General features: G+C 38.3%; 17 protein-coding genes. 10 read left to right on the top strand and 7 right to left on the bottom strand.

What is annotated here, in order from left to right; all coding sequences use genetic code 11:
* Nucleotides 1-297: 297 nt before the first annotated feature.
* The 6 genes from PTI45_RS07105 to PTI45_RS07080 all read left to right on the top strand — a co-directional run bounded on the left by PTI45_RS07105 (nucleotide 298) and on the right by PTI45_RS07080 (nucleotide 6,076).
* Nucleotides 298-891, top strand: coding sequence for a TetR/AcrR family transcriptional regulator (locus PTI45_RS07105; protein ID WP_245703447.1), 594 nt, complete (start codon nucleotides 298-300; stop codon nucleotides 889-891).
* A gap of 160 nt (nucleotides 892-1,051) precedes the next feature.
* A complete protein-coding gene (locus tag PTI45_RS07100; protein WP_069326837.1) occupies nucleotides 1,052-1,705 on the top strand; it encodes an HlyD family secretion protein in 654 nt (217 codons plus the stop codon).
* A 12-nt stretch (nucleotides 1,706-1,717) separates the two neighbouring features.
* Nucleotides 1,718-3,235, top strand: a complete 1,518-nt coding sequence (locus PTI45_RS07095) for a DHA2 family efflux MFS transporter permease subunit (RefSeq protein ID WP_069326836.1) — start codon at nucleotides 1,718-1,720, stop codon at nucleotides 3,233-3,235.
* 69 nt (nucleotides 3,236-3,304) lie between these two features.
* Nucleotides 3,305-4,819: an efflux RND transporter periplasmic adaptor subunit gene (locus PTI45_RS07090; RefSeq protein WP_069326835.1), complete on the top strand. Its 1,515-nt coding sequence runs from the start codon at nucleotides 3,305-3,307 to the stop codon at nucleotides 4,817-4,819.
* A 173-nt stretch (nucleotides 4,820-4,992) separates the two neighbouring features.
* Entirely contained in the window at nucleotides 4,993-5,523 is a 531-nt protein-coding gene (locus tag PTI45_RS07085; protein WP_069326834.1) for a GrpB family protein, read from the top strand.
* Nucleotides 5,524-5,542: 19 nt separating this feature from the next.
* Nucleotides 5,543-6,076 carry a hypothetical protein gene (locus tag PTI45_RS07080; protein WP_069326833.1) on the top strand — a complete coding sequence of 178 codons (534 nt, stop codon included), beginning with the start codon at nucleotides 5,543-5,545 and terminating at the stop codon, nucleotides 6,074-6,076.
* 86 nt (nucleotides 6,077-6,162) lie between these two features.
* On the opposite strand, the gene PTI45_RS07075 is transcribed toward PTI45_RS07080, so the two are convergent.
* Both PTI45_RS07075 and PTI45_RS07070 read right to left on the bottom strand, forming a co-directional pair.
* Entirely contained in the window at nucleotides 6,163-7,353 is a 1,191-nt protein-coding gene (locus tag PTI45_RS07075; protein ID WP_069326832.1) for an MFS transporter, read from the bottom strand.
* 156 nt (nucleotides 7,354-7,509) lie between these two features.
* The gene (locus tag PTI45_RS07070) at nucleotides 7,510-8,112 is read right to left on the bottom strand and encodes a TetR/AcrR family transcriptional regulator (RefSeq protein ID WP_069326831.1); all 603 of its coding nucleotides are present in this window, start codon (nucleotides 8,110-8,112) and stop codon (nucleotides 7,510-7,512) included.
* Nucleotides 8,113-8,385: 273 nt separating this feature from the next.
* Between PTI45_RS07070 and PTI45_RS07065 the strand changes: the two genes are divergently transcribed.
* The gene (locus tag PTI45_RS07065; RefSeq protein ID WP_175425136.1) at nucleotides 8,386-11,373 is read left to right on the top strand and encodes an S-layer homology domain-containing protein; all 2,988 of its coding nucleotides are present in this window, start codon (nucleotides 8,386-8,388) and stop codon (nucleotides 11,371-11,373) included.
* Nucleotides 11,374-11,454: 81 nt separating this feature from the next.
* Here the strand turns inward: PTI45_RS07065 and PTI45_RS07060 are convergent, their stop codons facing one another.
* Nucleotides 11,455-11,910, bottom strand: coding sequence for a MerR family transcriptional regulator (locus PTI45_RS07060; RefSeq protein ID WP_069326829.1), 456 nt, complete (start codon nucleotides 11,908-11,910; stop codon nucleotides 11,455-11,457).
* A gap of 165 nt (nucleotides 11,911-12,075) precedes the next feature.
* Between PTI45_RS07060 and PTI45_RS07055 the strand changes: the two genes are divergently transcribed.
* Entirely contained in the window at nucleotides 12,076-12,930 is an 855-nt protein-coding gene (locus tag PTI45_RS07055) for an SDR family NAD(P)-dependent oxidoreductase (RefSeq protein ID WP_069326828.1), read from the top strand.
* A 102-nt stretch (nucleotides 12,931-13,032) separates the two neighbouring features.
* Complete coding sequence (locus PTI45_RS07050; RefSeq protein WP_083243395.1) at nucleotides 13,033-13,908, top strand: aminoglycoside 6-adenylyltransferase; 876 nt, start codon at nucleotides 13,033-13,035, stop codon at nucleotides 13,906-13,908.
* A 101-nt stretch (nucleotides 13,909-14,009) separates the two neighbouring features.
* On the opposite strand, the gene PTI45_RS07045 is transcribed toward PTI45_RS07050, so the two are convergent.
* The 4 genes from PTI45_RS07045 to PTI45_RS07030 all read right to left on the bottom strand — a co-directional run bounded on the left by PTI45_RS07045 (nucleotide 14,010) and on the right by PTI45_RS07030 (nucleotide 18,450).
* Nucleotides 14,010-14,729, bottom strand: coding sequence for an HAD family hydrolase (locus PTI45_RS07045; RefSeq protein ID WP_069326826.1), 720 nt, complete (start codon nucleotides 14,727-14,729; stop codon nucleotides 14,010-14,012).
* Nucleotides 14,730-14,759: 30 nt separating this feature from the next.
* A complete protein-coding gene (locus tag PTI45_RS07040; protein ID WP_069326825.1) occupies nucleotides 14,760-15,797 on the bottom strand; it encodes a zinc-dependent alcohol dehydrogenase in 1,038 nt (345 codons plus the stop codon).
* A 92-nt stretch (nucleotides 15,798-15,889) separates the two neighbouring features.
* The gene (locus tag PTI45_RS07035) at nucleotides 15,890-17,128 is read right to left on the bottom strand and encodes an aspartate aminotransferase family protein (RefSeq protein WP_069326824.1); all 1,239 of its coding nucleotides are present in this window, start codon (nucleotides 17,126-17,128) and stop codon (nucleotides 15,890-15,892) included.
* A gap of 122 nt (nucleotides 17,129-17,250) precedes the next feature.
* Complete coding sequence (locus PTI45_RS07030; protein WP_069326882.1) at nucleotides 17,251-18,450, bottom strand: MFS transporter; 1,200 nt, start codon at nucleotides 18,448-18,450, stop codon at nucleotides 17,251-17,253.
* Nucleotides 18,451-18,577: 127 nt separating this feature from the next.
* On the opposite strand from PTI45_RS07030, the gene PTI45_RS07025 reads away from it, so the two are divergent.
* The gene (locus PTI45_RS07025; protein ID WP_069326823.1) at nucleotides 18,578-19,219 is read left to right on the top strand and encodes a DUF1349 domain-containing protein; all 642 of its coding nucleotides are present in this window, start codon (nucleotides 18,578-18,580) and stop codon (nucleotides 19,217-19,219) included.
* The last annotated feature ends 849 nt before the right edge of the window (nucleotides 19,220-20,068 follow it).

Below are 20,068 nucleotides of genomic sequence, written 5' to 3'. Positions count from 1 at the left end.
AGCATTGATTGTAGAAACAAAATACCATAAAAATTGGTAATAAATTCATACAAAAATTAGTGATTTTACCTATTTTAGAGCGAAAAATAAGATGCTACAATAGCAAAACTAACTTGCGAATAATGTAAATATAAGGATAAGGAAAGAAAATATGAAGATATGGAGCAGAACACTATTGACATGTGACACTGTGTCACATTATAATTGTTTATGTAATTTTTTACACTTGAAATAATATGATATGAACCAAAATGCTCAATTTGGAGTGAATCCATGCCTACTCAGACTTTTTTTAATTTGCCAAAGGAAAAACGGAAAGTGTTAATCGATGCAGCGTTCAAAGAATTTTCTAGAGCTTCGCTAGCAGATGCTTCTATTGCGAACATTATCAAAGAAGCTTGTATTCCTAGAGGAAGTTTTTATCAATATTTTGAGGATAAAGCAGATATTTTCTTTTATATTTTGGAAGAGTATAACAAGCACAATCGAGAGAAAGTGTTGTTGCTACTCAAAGAAAATGACGGTGATATTTTTATTGCTTTTAATGAATTTTTCAAAATGATGCTAGAACGATTTCAGCATCATGAATATCGCTATTTTGCTCAAAATATCTTTCTGAATATGAGTTATAAAGTAGAACATCGATTAGCACTGAATGTGAATGAGCCGGCGGCCAAAGAACGTACCAATGAATTTATCCGCTCGATCAATCGAAGTCGTCTCAACGTAGCTGATGAAAAGGAAGTTCTTCATTTGACTAAAATTATTGTAGCGATCACGATTCAGAATTTTATCCGCTTTTTTGCAAAAGAAGTACCGTTGGATGAAATTATTGGCTACTACGAGTTGGAATTAGATTTATTGAAGCGAGGCTTGAGTATCGACAAATAAGGAATAGAGATGGCTTTTCAAATTAGAAATCATCTTATTCCTTGTCTTTGTGTGCTTGGAGAAGAAGGACATAATGACTGTAAAATTGACGTTCATAACAAGTATGTTTAAGAGTGCTTGTTGTAACAATAAAAAAAGTTGAACTACAGGGGTGGAGTAAGTGAGAAGGAAGATTGTATTGTCAATTCTCATCGTGTTACTAGTTATTAGCGGTGGCACGTTAGGTTATTATTACTGGTATCAAGGAACTCATTTCGTCAAAACAGAAGATGCTCGTATTTCAGCAACACAATACAAAGTAATGCCACAGATTACAGCTGAACTCAATCATATTGATGTTGAAGAAGGCGACGTACTGAAACAAAACGAACCGATTGCAGAGCAAGATGTATCTGGTCTAGATTCTAGCATGATTAGCAAATCGGTATTACGTGCTCCTATTGATGGCACAGTGCTCAAAATTTATTCCAAAGAACATGAGATTGGTACACCTAGTTCTCCTGTAGCGATTATGGCAGATATGAATGATCTATATGTATCAAGCAATATTGAAGAAACAGATATTAACCGTATTAAACCAGGTCAAGTGGTTGATGTCTCGTTAGATGCAGATGGAGACTACACGATTCAAGGTAAAATTCGCAAAATTGGTGAAGCGTCTAACTCGGTCTTTGCTAATATTGCGGCAACCAATACAAGTGGTAACTTTAACAAAGTCACACAACGTATTCCTGTAGAGATTGCTCTGAATGTACCGAAAGACATGAAATTGATTCCTGGAACAAATGTGGTTGTGAAAATTCATACATCGTAAGGAGAGGTTTATGTGGCTGACACGGTCGTTGCCGCCGCTCCTCCCGCAGATTCGCCCAGAGAACGCTGGCTTGCTTTTATCGCAATTATATTAGGAGCTTTTGTCGCTATTTTGAATAACAGTCTGATCAATGTAGCGATTCCTCAGTTGACCACAGATTTAGGATCAACAACGTCACGGATTCAATGGGTGATTACCGGCTATACTCTCGCATCAGGAATAATTGTTCCGATCACGGGATTTATGGAGCAGCGCATTGGTTATAAGAAATTTTTGATCGCTGCACTTAGTGTGTTTACATTAGGAACAGCATTTTGTATTTTTGCATGGAGTGATTCGTCGTTAATCGCTGCACGTATTTTGGCAGGATTAGGTGGCGGTGTAATTATGCCGCTAAGTATGACGATCGTATATAAAATTATGCCACGTGAACAGATCGGTATGGCACTTGGGATCTGGGGCGTAGCTGCAATGGCTGCACCTGCTATCGGTCCTACACTGAGTGGATACTTGATTGAATGGTTTAACTGGCGTTTCCTATTTATCGTCTGTATTCCTGTAGCACTATTCGCTATTTTGATGGTAATCGTATTGATTAAAGAACCGCCTAAAGGCGCTAGAGTTAAGTTCGATTTAGCTGGATTTTTACTAGCAGCTACTTGTGCAGGAACATTGCTTTACGCACTATCTAGCGGTTCAAGCGATGGTTGGAGTTCTTTCAAAATTGTAGGATTATTTTTCGTCGCTTTCTGGTCATTGGTCTTTTTGATTTTTGTCGAAAGTGGCAAAGACAATCCGGTTATCGATATTTCTTTATTTAAAAATTATAAATTTACGATTAGTGTGATTACTTCAAGTTTTGTCATGATGGGGCTGTATGGAGGAACATTCTTATCTCCATTATTTTTGCAAAATATTCAGTCCGTCTCGCCTGTGCATACAGGGATTATCTTATTACCGCAAGCGATCGCTATGGCTGTGATGATGCCGATTGCTGGTAAATTATTTGATAAAATTGGGATTGTACCGATTGCATTATTTGGCTTAACACTAACAAGCTTAATGACATATCATCTACACACACTGACTCCGGATACTTCACATCTATGGCTACAAGTGGTATTGATGTTCCGTGGTATGGGAATCGGGATCTGTATGATGCCTTTATCAACAGTAGGGATGAATGCTGTTGCACCGGAAAAAGTAGGTAAAGCATCGACGGCATCTAATCTAGTCCGTACGATAGCAGGTTCGATGGCAATTGCGATTTTGACGTTCTTAATGCAAAGTCGTACTGCTCTACATTCGCAACAAATCTCAGAATCGATCACACTTGATGGTGCACAATCGCTTCAATCGACATTGGGAAGTTCATGGGCGACCATTACCTCAGGGTTGATTACCCTTGATGCCTATTCTAGAGGGATAGCTGATACCTTCTTAGTATCATCGATTCCGCTATTTTGCTCGATTCCATTTATATTCTTATTTATTAGTCGACGTAAAGGTGTCAAAGCGATCAAAGAATAATCGTATCGATAGATGCTTTCAGATCAGAAAGCTTTTCATCCAATATAGATAGAAAGAAAGGGAACACGAATGAAAAGAACAAAATGGGAATTACCATTAGCAGCATTACTGGTTGGAACCGTTGTGTTATCTGGCTGTTCTTCCAATAGTGCAGCGGCAACAACACAAGCGATGAACGTCACCGTCAAAGTCAGTCAGGCACAAAAAGGGTTGATCGGTAAAGGTGAAATTTATACAGGTACCGTGACACCTTCTGAGACCGTTAATATTATTCCGAAAATGGGTGGCAAAGTGGTATCACTACCTGTCGATATCGGAACAGAAGTTAAAAAAGGGCAAGTACTTCTCAAACTCGAAGACAATGATCTTCGCAACAATCTAGCAAAAGCACAAGCAGATGTAGCTGCGGCAGGAGCAGCAGTGAAAACGGCTCAAGATTCTCAACAATCAGGTATGGTCTCTGCCAACTCTGGTGTAGTTAGCTCCAAAAATGGGATCATTTCATCGAAAAGTGCAATCGATCAAGCAACAGGTTCGATCAACCAAGCCAATGGAGCAATCAATCAAGCAACCACAGCGGTAGAGCAAGCCAAAACAGCTGTATCGAGTGCAGCGAACAATATTAAGCAAACGACAGAAACATTATCTGCGGCGCAAAAGACATTAACACGTACCCAATCTTTATTTCAGAATGGATTAGCTACTCAAGCTCAATTGGAACAAGCACAGACTGCTCAAGCAACAGCGCAAACGGCAAATGATAATGCTAAAAATGCACAGGTTAATGCGCAAGAACAATTAAATGCAGCGCAAAAAGCATTAGTTATTGCGAAGAAAAATTTGAGTACGGCTCAAAGTGCGTATCAAAATGCAACCAGCAGTTATGAGAATGCTAACAGTGGTTATAGCAATGCACAGAAACAACTAGAAGTGTCACAAAGCACTTCAGGTATTGAAGCCAGTCAGCAAAAGCAAAAACAAGCTGAATTGAATGTAAATATTGCTCAAGATGCTCTAGATGATGCAGTCGTGACTTCACCGATCAACGGTATTATCGGTACTAAAAATGCAGAAGTGGGCGAAATGGCATCTACATCTTCACCGGCACTTGTTATTGCCAATCTAAGTACAGTGAATACATTGATCTATGTTCCAGCAGATCAAATCAATAACGTTAAAATTGGTGATCCTGTACAAGTACGAGTGACTTCATCCAATATTCTCAAAACAGGTAAAGTGAAAAATATCAGTCCATTGGATGACAGTGGTAAAGGATATCCTGTTAAAGTCGCTGTATCCAATGCAGATAATAAGCTTAAATCTGGTATGTTAGCAGATATTAGCTTTGTCGATGCAAGTGCCAAAGAAGGAATTATTGTTCCTTCCAAAGCGATCCAAACGATTGATGGCAAATCGTATGTCTATGTGGTACAAAAAAATGTAGCCATTCGTAAGCAAGTGACTTTAGGTAAAGCAACAGGGTCACAAGTATTTATCAATAGTGGTCTAAATGATGGAGATACCGTCATCACAAATAATCTTGCTTTATTAGAAGATAAAAACCCGATCACTGTTTCGCAATAATGAGTTTTGAATAAAAAAGGTTAATTCATTAGAGTGATGAAATGAATCATTGCCAGTAGTCTAATAGCGCTTTGAACAGGTATAATTCTGTTTGAAGCGCTATTTCTTTATTATCAGATAATAGATCAGTATAGAATGATATACACTTGAACAGTATAAAGGAGGTACGAACAATGATAGACATTCAAGTATACAATCCCAAGTGGGCAGAACAGTTTGAACAGATTAAACACATTTTAACGAAGCAGTTACAAGAATTAATGCTACATATTGAACATGTCGGTAGTACTTCGATTGTAGAGCAAATAGCCAAGCCTATTTTAGATATCGTCGTCGTAATCCCGAGTAGACAGCAATTGCCAGAGGTTATTACAGCATTGAGTCTATTGGGATATCACTATCGAGGAGATTTAGGGGTAGAAGGCAGAGAAGCTTTTGGACGAATAGATGATTATGTTCCCTGGCAACCCGATCAACAAGTCTGGATGAATCAACATTTATATGTATGTGCTCAAGATAATCTGGAATTACATAGACACCTTACTTTTCGCAATTATCTTCGTCAGCATCTTGATGAAGTTATCGCTTATGGGCAACTGAAGCAACAGATTATTAAGCAAACAGAAGACCGTGAACAATACACAATACTCAAGACTGATTTTGTAGAAGGAATTTTAGCCAAAGCGAATCGATCATCATTTTGAATAGAAGGAGGAGTAGCCAATGTGGAATAGGAAAAAGAAAAACCAACCTCTTCATACACCTCTATCAGAACAGCAATTATGGGAACGCTACTTTTTTGAACGTCATTCATTGGATACATTGTTGAAATGGTCTAAACGATTGAAGTATTTTCGATATTGTCGAGCTTATGGAGGACATGTGGGAGATGGCGATTGTCTTTTGATTGCGATTCGGATTCAGTCAGAAGAAGAATTACATGAAGTGTTTGAACAGTTAGATCTACCGATGATAGGGATATCACCGGATTCATCTAGTTCTACTACAGCAAAGTGGACATATCCACAAATAGAACATCCCAAACATGTAATCATTGCAGGCGTAAAAGCTTTTATTTGGATGTATCCTGATCGTATGAAGCTCAGTATTACGAATCTAGAACACCCTGTAGAAGTAACAGAAACCAGTGTAGTTGCCGCAGAACGATTAGAACCTTATTTAACACCATTGGTACATCTGATGATCGATCCTCCGCAAGATGATCGTTATTGTTTTATAGCAGAAGATTGGCGATAACGAAAGCAAAAAAGAGTATCTACAGCGATCTGCTGAATAGATACTCTTTTGGTATGATTAGATATGGTGGTGATTAAATAGGGTGTTTATACATCAAGCTTCTTCGTATTACGCGATAGAATAAAGCATAAGAATAATACAATCGCTGCCGCCATATAAGGGAAGCCAATATTGATATCAAATAATAATCCAGCGACAATCGGCCCTGCAATATTACCCAGACTGCTATACGCGGAGTTCAGACCAGCGACATAACCTTGCTGATTATGAGCAATTTTGGATAATTGTGTACTGATCGCAGGTCTTAGAATATCGATCGATAAGAATACAATAAAAGTAACGACTAATATCATCCAGTACTGATTGACAAATAACGTTAACAGTACGAATAGTGATGCGAACACAAGACACCATGAAATGACTTTCTTCTCACCAAATGTATTGACGATCCATCCAAACGCACTAACCTGTACAACAGCCCCGGCAATCGAACCGAAGGTAATAATAAAGGCGATATCTTTTGGTGTAAATCCAAACTTATGATCGACAAACAATCCGAATACCGTCTCATAATTGGCTAATCCGAAAGACATAACGAACACAATCACCAGACTAAGGAAATACGATTCACGATAGGAATGAATCAATTGTAAAAACATATTTGGTTGCTTGGTAAGAGAAGCTTCAGCGATTGTTGCTTTGCGCTTCTCTGCTGTTAATGATTCAGGCAATACCAATAAGGTGATTACAGCTGCAATCGCTGCGGCTATACCTGCCGCATAGAACGGCACCCGAATACCAAATTCAGCAATATATCCCCCGATACCCGGACCAATAATAAATCCAGTCGTAATCGCCGCATTAATATAACCCATCCCTTTACCACGTTCTTCATCGGATGTGATATCAGCAGTATACGCCATAACCGCAGGCATAATAAAGGCTGCACCAATACCGCCTAACATCCGAGCAGCGAACAATAATGTAGGATCATTTGCAATCCCGAATAACCATTCCGATACAGCGAAAATAATCATCCCGGATACGATCATTTTTTTACGTCCCCATGTATCAGATAATCGTCCAGCAATTGGGGAACAGATTAATTGACTGAATGAAAAAGCAGCCACCAGTAATCCGACCATACTACCATTAATATGAAGTTCATTCATATATGTAGGCATGATTGGAATCACTAAGCCTACGCCTGTAAAAATAAGAAAAATGTTGATCATCAGAAGCAGTATAGCACCTCTGTTACGAAGTAATAACGACATGAGTAAATCCTCCATCTATTCATTTAATCATTTTATAATACTGAACGTTCGGTCTGTAATATGTTAATAATAGAATAAGTTATGATACTGATCATCATAGATGAAGCTACATCAACATACTCTATTTTGGCTTGTTCTTGATTTACTTGTACATCGCTATGAAGTCATAGGGCTGGCTATACCATATAGCATCACAGTAACAGCTAATTCATATACGTTCAAAGCTTCCTCAATACTCGCTTGACGAGACATCTGACCTAATCCAATAATCAGACTTTCCATAATAATAGCTAACTTAGCGGCATCGTTCGCCTTGAATTCCCCACTATCGATCCCTTGTTGAATTAATTGCTGGTTAAAGCTTAGATGAGAAGCCATCATGGTAGATACACGTTCTTCAACATCATTATCTTTTTCATCGCTATTAAAAAATTCATCTGCTGCTTTGGTAAGTGGATGACTGAGATCATCACGTACCAGATGTTCAGCAAGCCCATATATTTTTTGGACAGTGGTAGGATACAGATGTTCTTTCTCTTGCCATTTTTCTTCCCAATCCCGATTCCACTCATCTAGTAAATAAAGAAACAGACCTTCTTTACTTTTGAAATGGTAATAGATATTCCCTTTACTACTACCTGTAGCAGCTACGATATCTTCAATCGAAGTGGCTTTGAATCCTTTTTGTACAAATAAGGCACGAGCCGCATCTAACATTCTTTTTTTAGTTTGTTCGGTTTGCAATTGCTTTTTATTCACGAGTTTTCACTCCGATTCATTAAGTGTGCTGGATAACATTATATAGAAGAAATAATACTGAACGTTTGTTCAGTATGTTAACAGAGAATTTTGAATTTGGCAAGTGGATCTTATTATATCTATTCCTTATCCATACAATTCCAATATAGGAAAAATCAATTCCCAAAATAAAAAATATGTAGTAATATGAAAGAATATGTCTATATACCTACGTCTAAAGTTATAAGATCAAATAATGCTTACATTTTATTGGGGGAATTCATGTTGGGGAATATGAAAAAGAGAAGTCACCAGTGGATCACATTATTGCTGAGTGTCGCTATTGTTTTGCCTACTTGGGGATTTACAGCAACACCAACTGCTCAAGCAAGTGATATTCAGAATCACTGGGCTAAGGATGTCATGACACAATGGCAAAGTAAAGGGTACATTAGTGGATTTCAAGATGGAAGTTTAAAACCAGATCAAAGTGTAACCAGATCACAGCTAGCGGCTATGATTAACAAAGCATTTGGATTTACTCAAACAAGTTCGATTGCGTACAAAGATGTACAATCTTCAGACTGGTTCTACCATGATGTAGCGATCGCCAAATCACAAGGATATATGGAAGGATACAAAAATAATACTTTCCATCCAGATCAAAAAGTTACACGTCAAGAATTAGCTGTTATTTTGACTTCTTTGAAAAAATTAAAGTCATCTAACTCTGCTGCTCAAATGAAAGATACACTCTATAGTCCTTCATGGAGTAAAGGTTCGATTGGCGCAGTGATCGACAGTGGACTGATGAAAGGTGATGAAAAGGGATTCCGTCCTAAAGATACAACGACTCGTGCAGAAGCTGTTACTGTCTTGGAGCGTTCTTTAGAATCGTCGGATACGAATAACTCATCCAAATCATCTTCTCCAACAACGATATACAATACAGCAGGTGTCTATGGGCCTGCATCCGGTCAACAACAAATAGCAGGTGATATGCAGTTAAATAGTGCTGGCAGTACGCTTCGCAATATGGTGATCGAAGGCGATCTTCTTTTAGGTGCAGGAATCGGCGAAGGGGATGCCATCTTAGATCATGTGACTGTTAAAGGAACAACGACTATTAATGGTGGTGGCATAAATAGTATCCATCTTCAAGATGCTACACTGCAAACAGCTGTTATCAATAAAAAAGATGGTAATGTACGTGTAGTGACTACAGGTGCAACAACTGTACAGCAGATGATTCTTCAATCTGGAGGTCTACTTGAAGAAAAAGGATTAACAACAGGAGCAGGATTTACAAATGTCGTCTTGTCCAATCAGATTCCATCGGGATCAACGGTTTCCTTAAAGGGACGTATAGATAGTATGGACATTTCGTCATCCTCTGTGCTAACTCAATTGCTTACTGGTTCTGTCGATAATCTGGCAGTGGCTTCAGGCACAACAGATAATAAGATTAGCACCACATCTTCATCATCGATCCAATCGTTGACGTTGAATAGTGCGGCTAAAGTCAGTGGTAATGGTACGATTGAAAAAGCATACATTAATGTAACTGGATCAACGATTACACCACGAGTGAATCAGACGACAACCAGTGCAGGGGTAACCGCACTGATTGAAGGCGGTGTCGTTGGTGGCGAGCAAGCGGTGACCAATATTCGCAAAGAAGATAAGAAACATCAAGACTCTTCGACACCTGTCGTTGTACAACAACCTGTGCAAAGTTTGGATGTCAGAAATGGTCAAGCGATCTTACATTTGAACCAACCGACCAATGAATTATTGCTAAGTGATATGGAAGTGACAGCTACATTAAATGGTAAGCCGTATACACTAACGAACATTATTTATGATAGTGTCACAGGTGTAATCCAATTTGATCCGCTTAACTTAAAAGCCAAATATAATAAAATATTAGAGATTACAGTTACACCATCGTCTTCCTCAAGTCGTCTTTTAACGATTAGTAAAGGTGATCTACGTATCAATGGATTTACAGGTTTTATAGGAGAAGAACAGGGTGAATCCGTAGAAGGAATGACGATTCATTTTCGGCGGGGGTTGAATGTAACAGAAGGACCAATCGCAGCGACTGTTACAACCAATGAACATGGAGATTATAATGTTACGCTCCCACCAGGAGTATACACAGGTGAACTGATAAAAGAGGGTTTTATTCCTTCTTATCTAATAGCGACGTCTTTGGCAGAAGAATATAATTATGATCAAAGTGCTATTGTTTCAAGGATGCCAACAGAAGGTAAAATTAGTATTGTATTAACATGGGATGAATTACCTTACGATGAAGATGCTCATTTGTTAGGACCTACACCCGATGGCTATGGATTCCATACTTCTACCGACAATAGACAATACAATTACCAGAATCAGAATTATGTATCTTTAGATACAGATAATATGAGTTCTTACGGACCAGAAGTGATCACTATTAAGAAACGGGTAGATGGCATATACACATTTTATGTACAAAATTATAGTGCGACTGCTAATAATGGAGCAGCATCAACATTGCGAAAATCATCAGCTACTGTAAAAGTATATAATGGAGCATACAGACTTCCAATGAAAACTTATCATATTCCTGTAGGCGATGGAGAAGAACCTTACTGGCATGTATTTGATATGAATGTAGATAATGATCAAGTTAGCTTCTTCGATCAAAATGTATTAGTTAATATACCACCCACCTCTATTTATCATCAATTACCTAATCAGGCAGAGATAGATATGCTTGATTTGGAACGAGAAATGGATTTGATTTCTTCCAATCAAGTCTTGGCTTATGATACACAGATGGATAAAGATATATCATTGCGATCATCAAATTCTTTGAATGATAATATTGCTATGTATATATCTGATATTGAATTGTTACCAACTCAAGTTAATGGACACCCGATAAGCGTTACTGATGATACGTATTTAGTAACTTCTGATTTTGAAGATACAATAATGTTATCTCAATATAATGGAAGTGCTTATACAGCAAATTATAATGTAACATTACATTTAACTCTTAGAGATGCTGATATAGAAACGACTATTGTAGTTCAATTACCTACTATAGATACATGGATCGAGCAAGCCTCGGTAGAAGCTCAATCCAAGATCAATACGGCTACTGCTGGACAAGATATCACTGCATTACAAACAGCTTTAGATGATAAAAATGCATTAACAAGTCATTCGACAACAGACGAAAAAATTGCTGTTTTAGAAAAACTAAATCAGGCTTTGATCTCTTTTTGAAAAGTATATAAATAGGCTGTAAACCAAAAGAACAAGTCTAGGCGTAATGCCTTTGACTTGTTCTTTTTTGGTTAAGGATGATTAAGAGACTGAGCTTTTCAAAAGGTTGTGTCTGTTCAAAGGAACACGGTGATCTTGAGATTCGCTTGTACAAGATGTTGCAGGAGGGCGTAAGGAAGGTGTACGTTCTAACACGATATCAATAAAATGAGATATCTGTTGCAACGATTGAATATGTTCCTGAATAGTATGTTGATGCTGTTGTAGCATATGATAAAGTTCAGGATAATCGGTTAGATCACTATCTAAAGATAACTGGACATACGGTCGCATTTCTTCCAAAGACAAACCTGTTTTTTTCAGACATAAGATTAATTTCATTTTTTCAATATTAGTATGATCGTATACACGGTGACCGTTAGATTTGCGATTCGGTTGTGGAAGTAATTGAATCTTCTCATAATAACGAATCGTATCTTCGGACAGTCCACTTTGATAGGCAGCTTCTTTGATTGAAAATGCTTCGGTTCGATTCATGCTGGATCACTCCTTTAAGATCATATGATTAGTGTACAACTTGGAGTTGACTCCAAGTCAATCTATTTATGTGAAGTTGACTTCGATTCGACTCCAAGTTGTAGAGTGAACTCAACCCTTTGTCATAAAGGGTGAAAATGGTTCATTTTAATAGGAGGAAAACAGATGGATACTAAATCTTTAGCACGGGTTGCTTGTATTACTGGAGCCAATCATGGAATTGGTCTTGCTTTGACTCATCGATTATTAGAGGAACAATGGCAGGTGATTGCGATTATTCGATCTTCCTTTGCTACGGATGATATACAGATTCAACAAGCTATCCAAGATCAGCGCTTACGTATTTATGTGGCTGATGTATCTGATTTTGAACAGTTACGAACAGCACTCACACAGATTCAAGCCCGAGAAATCCATATTGATATATTATATAATAATGCAGGTGGAAGTTATCCTGAATTAAGCTTTTCCCCGCAAGGACGTGAGCTTCACTTTGATACACAGACTGTAGCTCCCTATATTATTTTGAAAGAACTGGAGAAGCTACTTCAGCAGGGAAATCTACGTACGGTGATTAATACATCCAGCGCTGTATTTGCTACACGGTTAACATTTGATCCTGATCAGTTAGAACATCCGACAACATTTAAGCCTCTAATTGGTGCCTATGCAACAGCTAAGTTAGCTTTATCGCTGTGGACTTCTGAACGTGCTTCTGAATTTGAACATCTCAAAGGAATGAAGTTGTTAAGTGTTGATCCGGGTGGCAATAATACGCTACGTTCGGGTAAAAAATCAGGGATTCCGTTTTTTATCCAAATCCTGACGCGATTATTTTTTCCAGCTCCGACGCATGGAGCCTCTTTATTATATGACGCGGCTTTAGGAGAAAATCGTTCGTTATTGGTAGCAGGTGATTATATTGTTAAAGGCAAGACTACTCGGTTAAAGTTTAAACAGAGTGCATCTATAATCAGCGAGCGTGTGCATAGAATCTATGAGCAAGAGTATAAAAGATAAATAATCCCATCCTTTGGATATCCTATTAAAAGTAGTGAGTACTCAACAGAGTTGCTATATGTGCGAAGACATGTTTCTTTTCTAAAGAAAGGATGATCTCATATACGTAATCAACAGCAGATGATGGATTTAATTATGCAATTTGCGGAGCAGGATGAACGGGTGCGGGTAGTGGCGATGAATGGGTCGCGTGTGAATAGCAAAGTACTGGTCGATATTTTTCAAGATTACGATATCGTGTATCTGGTAACCGATGTGCAATCTTTTATAGAAGACTGTGATTGGACAGATTATTTCGGTGAAAAGATTATAATGCAAATGCCAGATGCTATGGGAGATTCGCTTGAAGATAATGATGGACGATTTGCTTATTTGATGTTACTGGCGGATGGGAACCGAATTGATCTCAGATTATTTCCTCTGTCTCTTCAAGCGACTTATATTCATGAAGATAAGCTTATTGACGTACTGCTAGACAAAGATCAGCGTATGCCGGAACTTTTGCCACCGACAGATGAGGATTATCATATTACATCGCCAACCGCACAACAGTATGCTAATTGTTGTAATGAATTTTGGTGGGTATCGACGTATGCCGCTAAAGGGTTATGGAGACAGGAAATGATATACGTATTGGATCATCTCCATCTTTATATTCGTCCCATGGTATTGCAAATGTTAACATGGCAAGTAGGGATCGATACAGCATTCAAAGTGAGCATCGGGAAAAACCATAAGTATCTACAATCTTTTCTTGAACCATCTGTATGGACACAGTTATTAGCGACTTATCCTACTGCGGATGAAGAGAAGATCTGGCAAGCATTAGATGTAATGATGGATTTATTTCGGCAAACGGCTTGTGATGTCGCCAAGCAAATGAACTTTGAATATGATACTGTTCAAGATCAGAAAGTTCGTACGTATATGCATCATATTCGTTATCTAAGTCCTGAAGCTCAAGATTTTGATTTATAAAATAGAAAGAATTATACTCGAATCTTATTATTCTGATGTATAGCAAAAAAGCCTTACTCCTAATAGAAGGAATAAGGCTTTTGGATTATCTAATATTTGTCTTATGAACGTACACCGATATGCAGAGAATCACGTAATTCCAATAACTCCGCATAACTATGAATAATGATATCTGCTTTGCTCAAATCTTGATTGCCTGAACCTGGATTCTGATGACCGATACAGCGCATACCTGCATCTTTCGCTGCTTGGACACCATTGCGAGAATCTTCGATTACTACACAATGTTGCGGATCGACCTGTAATAGCTCTGCCGCATGTAAGAAAATATCGGGTGCAGGCTTACCATGAGCTACTTCTTCACCACTGACCATCACGGTGAAGAAAGGACGTAATCCCGTACGTTCCAAAATCAATTCGATTAAAGAACGTGGAGAAGAGGAAGCGACTGCCAGCTTGATTCCCGAGTTAGACAACCATTGAATCCATTGTTCTACATGATCAAAAGCTTGTAGCTCTTCATGACCTTGCATCACCTTCATTACATTTTCTTTATGAAATGCTAGCACTTCAGCAAGTACATGATTCAGCTGATGCTTATCCAGTACCTGTTGGAACATCGATTCTAGCGTCACCCCTACATACGTATGATGTTCTGTTTCTTCAACCGTAGCCCCTAGATGCTGAAAAGAACTTTTTTCAATTTCAAAATAAATAGGTTCACTGTCGATCAACACACCATCCATATCAAAAATGAACGCTTGAATCGGCGGGTCTTGCCACAATGGGGATGAAGGATGATTAAGATGTTCTGATGCCATATTGAATTGACCTCCATTCTTCAGATCCAATTAAGTAGATTGTAAAACGACTTTAATAGCATTTGAAGATGGTGTCAATGTACCACTGCTGATATTACAACCTAGCGTCTGGAACGCTTCTTCATAATCTTGCAGTGCAAAAGTGTGCGTAATCAGCTTACTTGCTGGAATCAGATTGCGTTCGATCATATAATGAGCAGTCGCAAATGTACCTAAAGAATCGATCGAACCGATAATTTTGAGACTACGGTCAACAACTTCTTTAGGGTTGAAAGAGCTAACTCCATCACGCAGACCTACAAGCATCAGATATCCACCATGTGCTAGATTAGAAAGGACAGTTGTCCCTACAGCTCCTGTTGTATCCACAATCAGATCCACTTGATGATCGGATGGAGAAATATGCGTTAATGCACTTTCAAAAGAGTTATGAGTATCCCAACGTTCCGGCGCTATCGCACCTGCAATATGCAAGCGATCCTGTGAGATATCGACAATACTACCGGACACCCCTTTGGAAGCCAAAGCATAACTGTATAACATCCCGATCGGACCCGCTCCCAAAATAATCGTGCGGAAGTTAGGAAGTAATTGAATCTGATTAATACCTGTCAGCATACAACTTAAAGGTTCAGTTAGCGTAGCTTCTGCATAACTAACATGATCTGCTAATTTGTAAAGGAACCGATCTTCGGTTACATAGTAATCGGTAAATGTACCATCACTACTGACTCCTGTCTCCGTGGTGCTTTTATGTAAACAATGGTTCTGCCTTCCTGTACGACACATATTACACTGACCGCAATAGTAAGTAGGGTCAATCACAACGCGATCCCCAACTTGTAGCGTCGTCACCCGATCACCGACTTGTACGACTTCTCCAGCCGATTCATGTCCCAAAATGATGGACGATTTGGCATGGTATTTGCCACTTACGATACCAAGGTCAGTTCCGCATACGCCTGTTGCATGAATGCGTACCAGCACTTGATTTTCCTGCGTAATTTGTGGTTGTGGTCTTTCTTCCAGAGCAACGTCCCAAGCTGATTTGTAGACAAGTGATAACATAATATTCCTCCTCATATTAAAGCTAAGCGTATTCTTTTAAATTCAGATAACAACGTATATACATAATTTTAACGTAATTAAGTAAAAGCGCTTTAATCCAAAGACGACAAAACGAGGTCAAGACGACGGATAATCTCTACAATCTCTTCATCTGTTACAGTAAGAGAAGGACGAACTTTAACAACATTACCGAATCCATAACGAGAACCACGTAGAATTAATTGTTGATCAGCAAAAGCAAAATTGATAATCGCATTCATTTTGTTGGTATCTGGAGCATTATATTCATCTACGATTTCTAGACCCCACATTAGACCTACGCCACGAGCTTCACCAATACAGTTATATTTCTCTTCCAAATTTAAAAGCAAATCGCCCAGTAATTTTCCTTTGCGTTGTACATCTTCCATGAATCCAGGTTCAGACACAACTTCCAATGTTGATTTAGCTGCTGTAACAGAGATCAGATTACTACCTGAAGTAAAGGAATGCTCATGTTTTTCAAGGACATTTAGACGAGACTGCATCAAGACCGCAGCAACAGGGACACCGATACCACCAAGTCCTTTAGCCAGCGTAATGATATCAGGTTTAATATCGAATAATGTACTTGCAAACATATAACCAGTACGACCAATACCTGTCTGTACTTCATCTGCGATCAAGATGATATTTTGCTCATCGCACAACTGACGAATACCTTTGAAATACTCAGGTGGAGGCATAATATTACCACCGTTACCTAGAATCGGTTCGATAATCATACAAGCTGTAGAACCAGAACCGCCATACTCAATCTGATCGGCTAGCGCTTCTACACATTTCATTCCACAATTGGACGGCTTGGCATCGAACGGGCAACGATAGCAATAAGGTGCAGGGACATGCAGAGAATTGGGAACAGAGGAATTCGGAAATCCTTTACGACGGAAAGCATTACCCGAAATACCTGTGGCAAATTGTGTCTGTCCATGATGAGAGTAGAAAAGGCTGACAATATCGGTATCACCAGTATATTTTTGAGCAATTTTAGTTGCGCATTCGTTTGCAGTGGAACCCGTGATGTCACGCATCCAGCCTGTATCAATCCCATTTGGTGCATATTCTAACAAATGAGATAACACTTCATCGACATAAGGTTCTGTAAACGTAGACGACATATGTGTCAGATTGCCAACTTGCTCTTGCACTTTTTGCACTACATACGGGTGATTGTATCCAAGAGAAAGATTAAATGTACCGGATACACCATCTATATATTCTGTACCTGTATCGTCAATTAATTTAATACCTCTACCATAACGAAACCGATTCTCAGTTAAAGTTTGCATGATTTGCCTCCTGATTTTAAGTTCAAATAGACTTGATCTGCTAAAATGCTCTGTCATTGATACCACTCAACTACAATCGTTTCTTGGATCGCTGTTCCTCACCTCCCTTACAGAGTATGGATCTAGGATTGCACTCTTGATGTTAATTTGGCTTGTGAAGTACTCCATTGAGAAGTAAAAGCAATACTAATTAACAGCACCAATGAGAATCCAGCAAATACCCATAACGTAGGTCCGACAGACCAATTCGCCATACTCCAACCGATCACATACTGCAAGACCGATCCACCGATTCCACCAGCAGCAATCAGAATACTGGTTGTACGTTCGGTCATTCCTGGAATAAGAGAATTAGCGAATACTAAAGCGATAGAGAATAGTCCTGACATAAATAAGCCGATAGCAAAAATCAAAATATACATCGCTACAGGATGAGAAACCAAAGCAAGTCCAATAATCATCAGCATCATGCCAAGCGAACTACCAATCAAGAAAGGAACATAACGAATCGATTCTGCTATACGACCGACAAATAACCGACCAATCGTCATGGCTGCCCAGAAAAAAGTGACACTGAGCGAAGCAGCTGAATCACTAATCGAAATACTTTCGATCAGAATAGAAGGTAGAAAATTCATCACTCCTAATTCAAGACCCATGTATACAAAAAAGAATAAGATGAAAATACTGAGAAATTGTAATTGTTTACCGCTATATTTTCGTTTCACGACAGCTCCGGTATGATCGGCATCATGTTCTTGAATACGCCGAAGTTGCGCAGAACTATCTGCTGGCATGGTGATCCAGAATAACAGTAAGAGAAGAGTAGCTAATGCAACAGTGTAGAAAGACAACTGCCATACATTTAAGAAAATATACAGACTTGCTAAAGCAGGAATTAATAATGAACCTACTCCAAAATAAACATCTAGCTTGGTCATCGCGACTGCTTTTTGCGCTTCAGCGAATTCGATCGTAAAGGCTCCAATCGAAGATTCGATAATACCTGAACCAAAGCCTACAAAAATCGTCATCGTGACCATCCAACCCCATACTGGCAAAGTACCCATCATTGCATAAGCAATCGTAATTGCCCCTAATGCAATCAGTAACATATGTTTGCGTCCGACCCATGCAGATAAAGAAGGAGAAACAACTACCCCCACAAGAAAGCCCATGAATTGTAAAAATAACAATGTGCCTCCATCGCTGTAATCTTTACCGTAGTGAGGCAAAATAACGGGCAGCAGAGCGCCTAACAAAACACTGGTAATTCCGATTAGAAAGTAAAAGCCACAACTTAATCCAAAAATCCTTTTCAACATCATCACCCTTCCATAAATAATCAAATACACTTGAAATTTCCATCTATGATCAACATAATGAATGAAGGCAGATCTTGTACAGAAACTGCCATCTATGTATTCATCGAATAAGGAGTGATAGGGAATGAGTCAACTATTAGAAAACTTTCAAGGTAAGGCTATGGATGAACGACTGCAATGGCACTGTCCACCTGAGGAATGGGAAGTCTCTTCAGAGAAACAAGTCCTTACTTTCAAACCATTAGCGAAAACTGATTTCTGGCAAAAAACACATTATGGATTTCGAGTAGACAACGGACATTTTCTATTTGCCGAGATGACAGGTGACATGATTATGACAACGAAAGTGCGTACATATCCAGTTCACCAATATGATCAAGCTGGATTGATGATTCGTTTTTCAGAACATTGCTGGCTTAAGACTTCTGTAGAATTTGAAACAGATGGTCATGCCAAGTTAGGTGCCGTTGTTACCAACAATGGATATTCAGATTGGTCTACCCAAAACTTTGTTGCAGGCGAGACCGAACTTTTATTTCGTATTCGCCGTGAAGCGGGTGATTACACAATTGAATATGCCGAACAAGAACAAGATGATGCTTCAGAACTGAAATGGAATCAAATACGGATCGCTCATTTGTTTGATGATCAAAATGATCAAACGCCTTTTCAATGTGGTGTATATGCATGTAGCCCACAAGGAGATGGCTGTCATGTGGAGTTCGAATATTTGCATATTGAACCGCTTCAAAAAGAGAACAAATAGCAGAAAAAATGACTGAGATAAAAATGTAAAAATTATGTATTTAATTACAATAAATAACTATAGAGTCTCAAATTTGAATAGTCAAGTCAATAATATGTAAAGTTCTTCATTTCAAATTAAATAAGGAAAGCGAAGAATGACATAGCATTTTAAAGAATAAAATGAGTAAAATTAAAATCATTTTTATTCTATTTTGTAAATGCTACTTTAGAAACAGAAGGTAGATTCAAAATTGAAATTACGTAAAAAATGGAATAACAAAACAAAAAAGACCTGATTTTATGAGGTCTTTTTGTTTGTTCTATCCTTTTTATGGCTCTTTATAACTTTAGCTGGACGATTTATCCCTGCAAAAGAACTATATTTATTTTTGAAGATGTAAGGATTAGTTAGCTCTAAAGTTAATTTGTCATGATCAATATGCACAAAGACTTATAATAAAATGAATAAAGAAACAGGAATATGTTATTGAGCTTCCTAATACTTGTATAAGTAGTATAGAAGTAATGGGCAGATCGTATAATGAATTCTATATTTCCCGGGTAATGGTACACAAAATAGCTTCGTGTGTAAGAAGCAATCGACTAAAGATTATTTAGAGAATCAGCAGAAAATGCGGTTCTTTGAATAATCTTTTTTTGTTATGTATATATGTGAATATGTAAAAGTTTGGTTTTTAGACATATTGTATGGATATCCTGTGAAAAGAGCTAGCTTGGTTTACAAGCACCTATGTAACGTAATACAATAGAGTATATAGGCAGGTACTAATTTTTCGAAAATGTTCAAAAAGCCCTATGTGATAACTTAATCTTTCTCGGGGGTTCCATGAGTGACTACTGTGGAATC

The organism is Paenibacillus nuruki (assembly GCF_001721045.1).
Classification (GTDB): Bacteria; Bacillota; Bacilli; order Paenibacillales; family Paenibacillaceae; genus Saccharibacillus; species Saccharibacillus nuruki.
Note: the sequence above shows the minus strand (reverse complement) of the source record. Positions and strands in the feature narration are given on the sequence as shown.

What these genes read in the sequence shown, in the direction of transcription:
- PTI45_RS07060 (WP_069326829.1), bottom strand. Translation starts at nt 11,910, where the DNA reads ATGAATCGAACCGAAGCATTTTCAATCAAAGAAGCTGCCTATCAAAGT.
- PTI45_RS07055 (WP_069326828.1), top strand. Translation starts at nt 12,076, where the DNA reads ATGGATACTAAATCTTTAGCACGGGTTGCTTGTATTACTGGAGCCAAT.
- PTI45_RS07025 (WP_069326823.1), top strand. Translation starts at nt 18,578, where the DNA reads ATGAGTCAACTATTAGAAAACTTTCAAGGTAAGGCTATGGATGAACGA.
- PTI45_RS07085 (WP_069326834.1), top strand. Translation starts at nt 4,993, where the DNA reads ATGATAGACATTCAAGTATACAATCCCAAGTGGGCAGAACAGTTTGAA.
- PTI45_RS07075 (WP_069326832.1), bottom strand. Translation starts at nt 7,353, where the DNA reads ATGTCGTTATTACTTCGTAACAGAGGTGCTATACTGCTTCTGATGATC.
- PTI45_RS07080 (WP_069326833.1), top strand. Translation starts at nt 5,543, where the DNA reads ATGTGGAATAGGAAAAAGAAAAACCAACCTCTTCATACACCTCTATCA.
- PTI45_RS07065 (WP_175425136.1), top strand. Translation starts at nt 8,386, where the DNA reads ATGAAAAAGAGAAGTCACCAGTGGATCACATTATTGCTGAGTGTCGCT.
- PTI45_RS07090 (WP_069326835.1), top strand. Translation starts at nt 3,305, where the DNA reads ATGAAAAGAACAAAATGGGAATTACCATTAGCAGCATTACTGGTTGGA.
- PTI45_RS07035 (WP_069326824.1), bottom strand. Translation starts at nt 17,128, where the DNA reads ATGCAAACTTTAACTGAGAATCGGTTTCGTTATGGTAGAGGTATTAAA.
- PTI45_RS07045 (WP_069326826.1), bottom strand. Translation starts at nt 14,729, where the DNA reads ATGGCATCAGAACATCTTAATCATCCTTCATCCCCATTGTGGCAAGAC.
- PTI45_RS07040 (WP_069326825.1), bottom strand. Translation starts at nt 15,797, where the DNA reads ATGTTATCACTTGTCTACAAATCAGCTTGGGACGTTGCTCTGGAAGAA.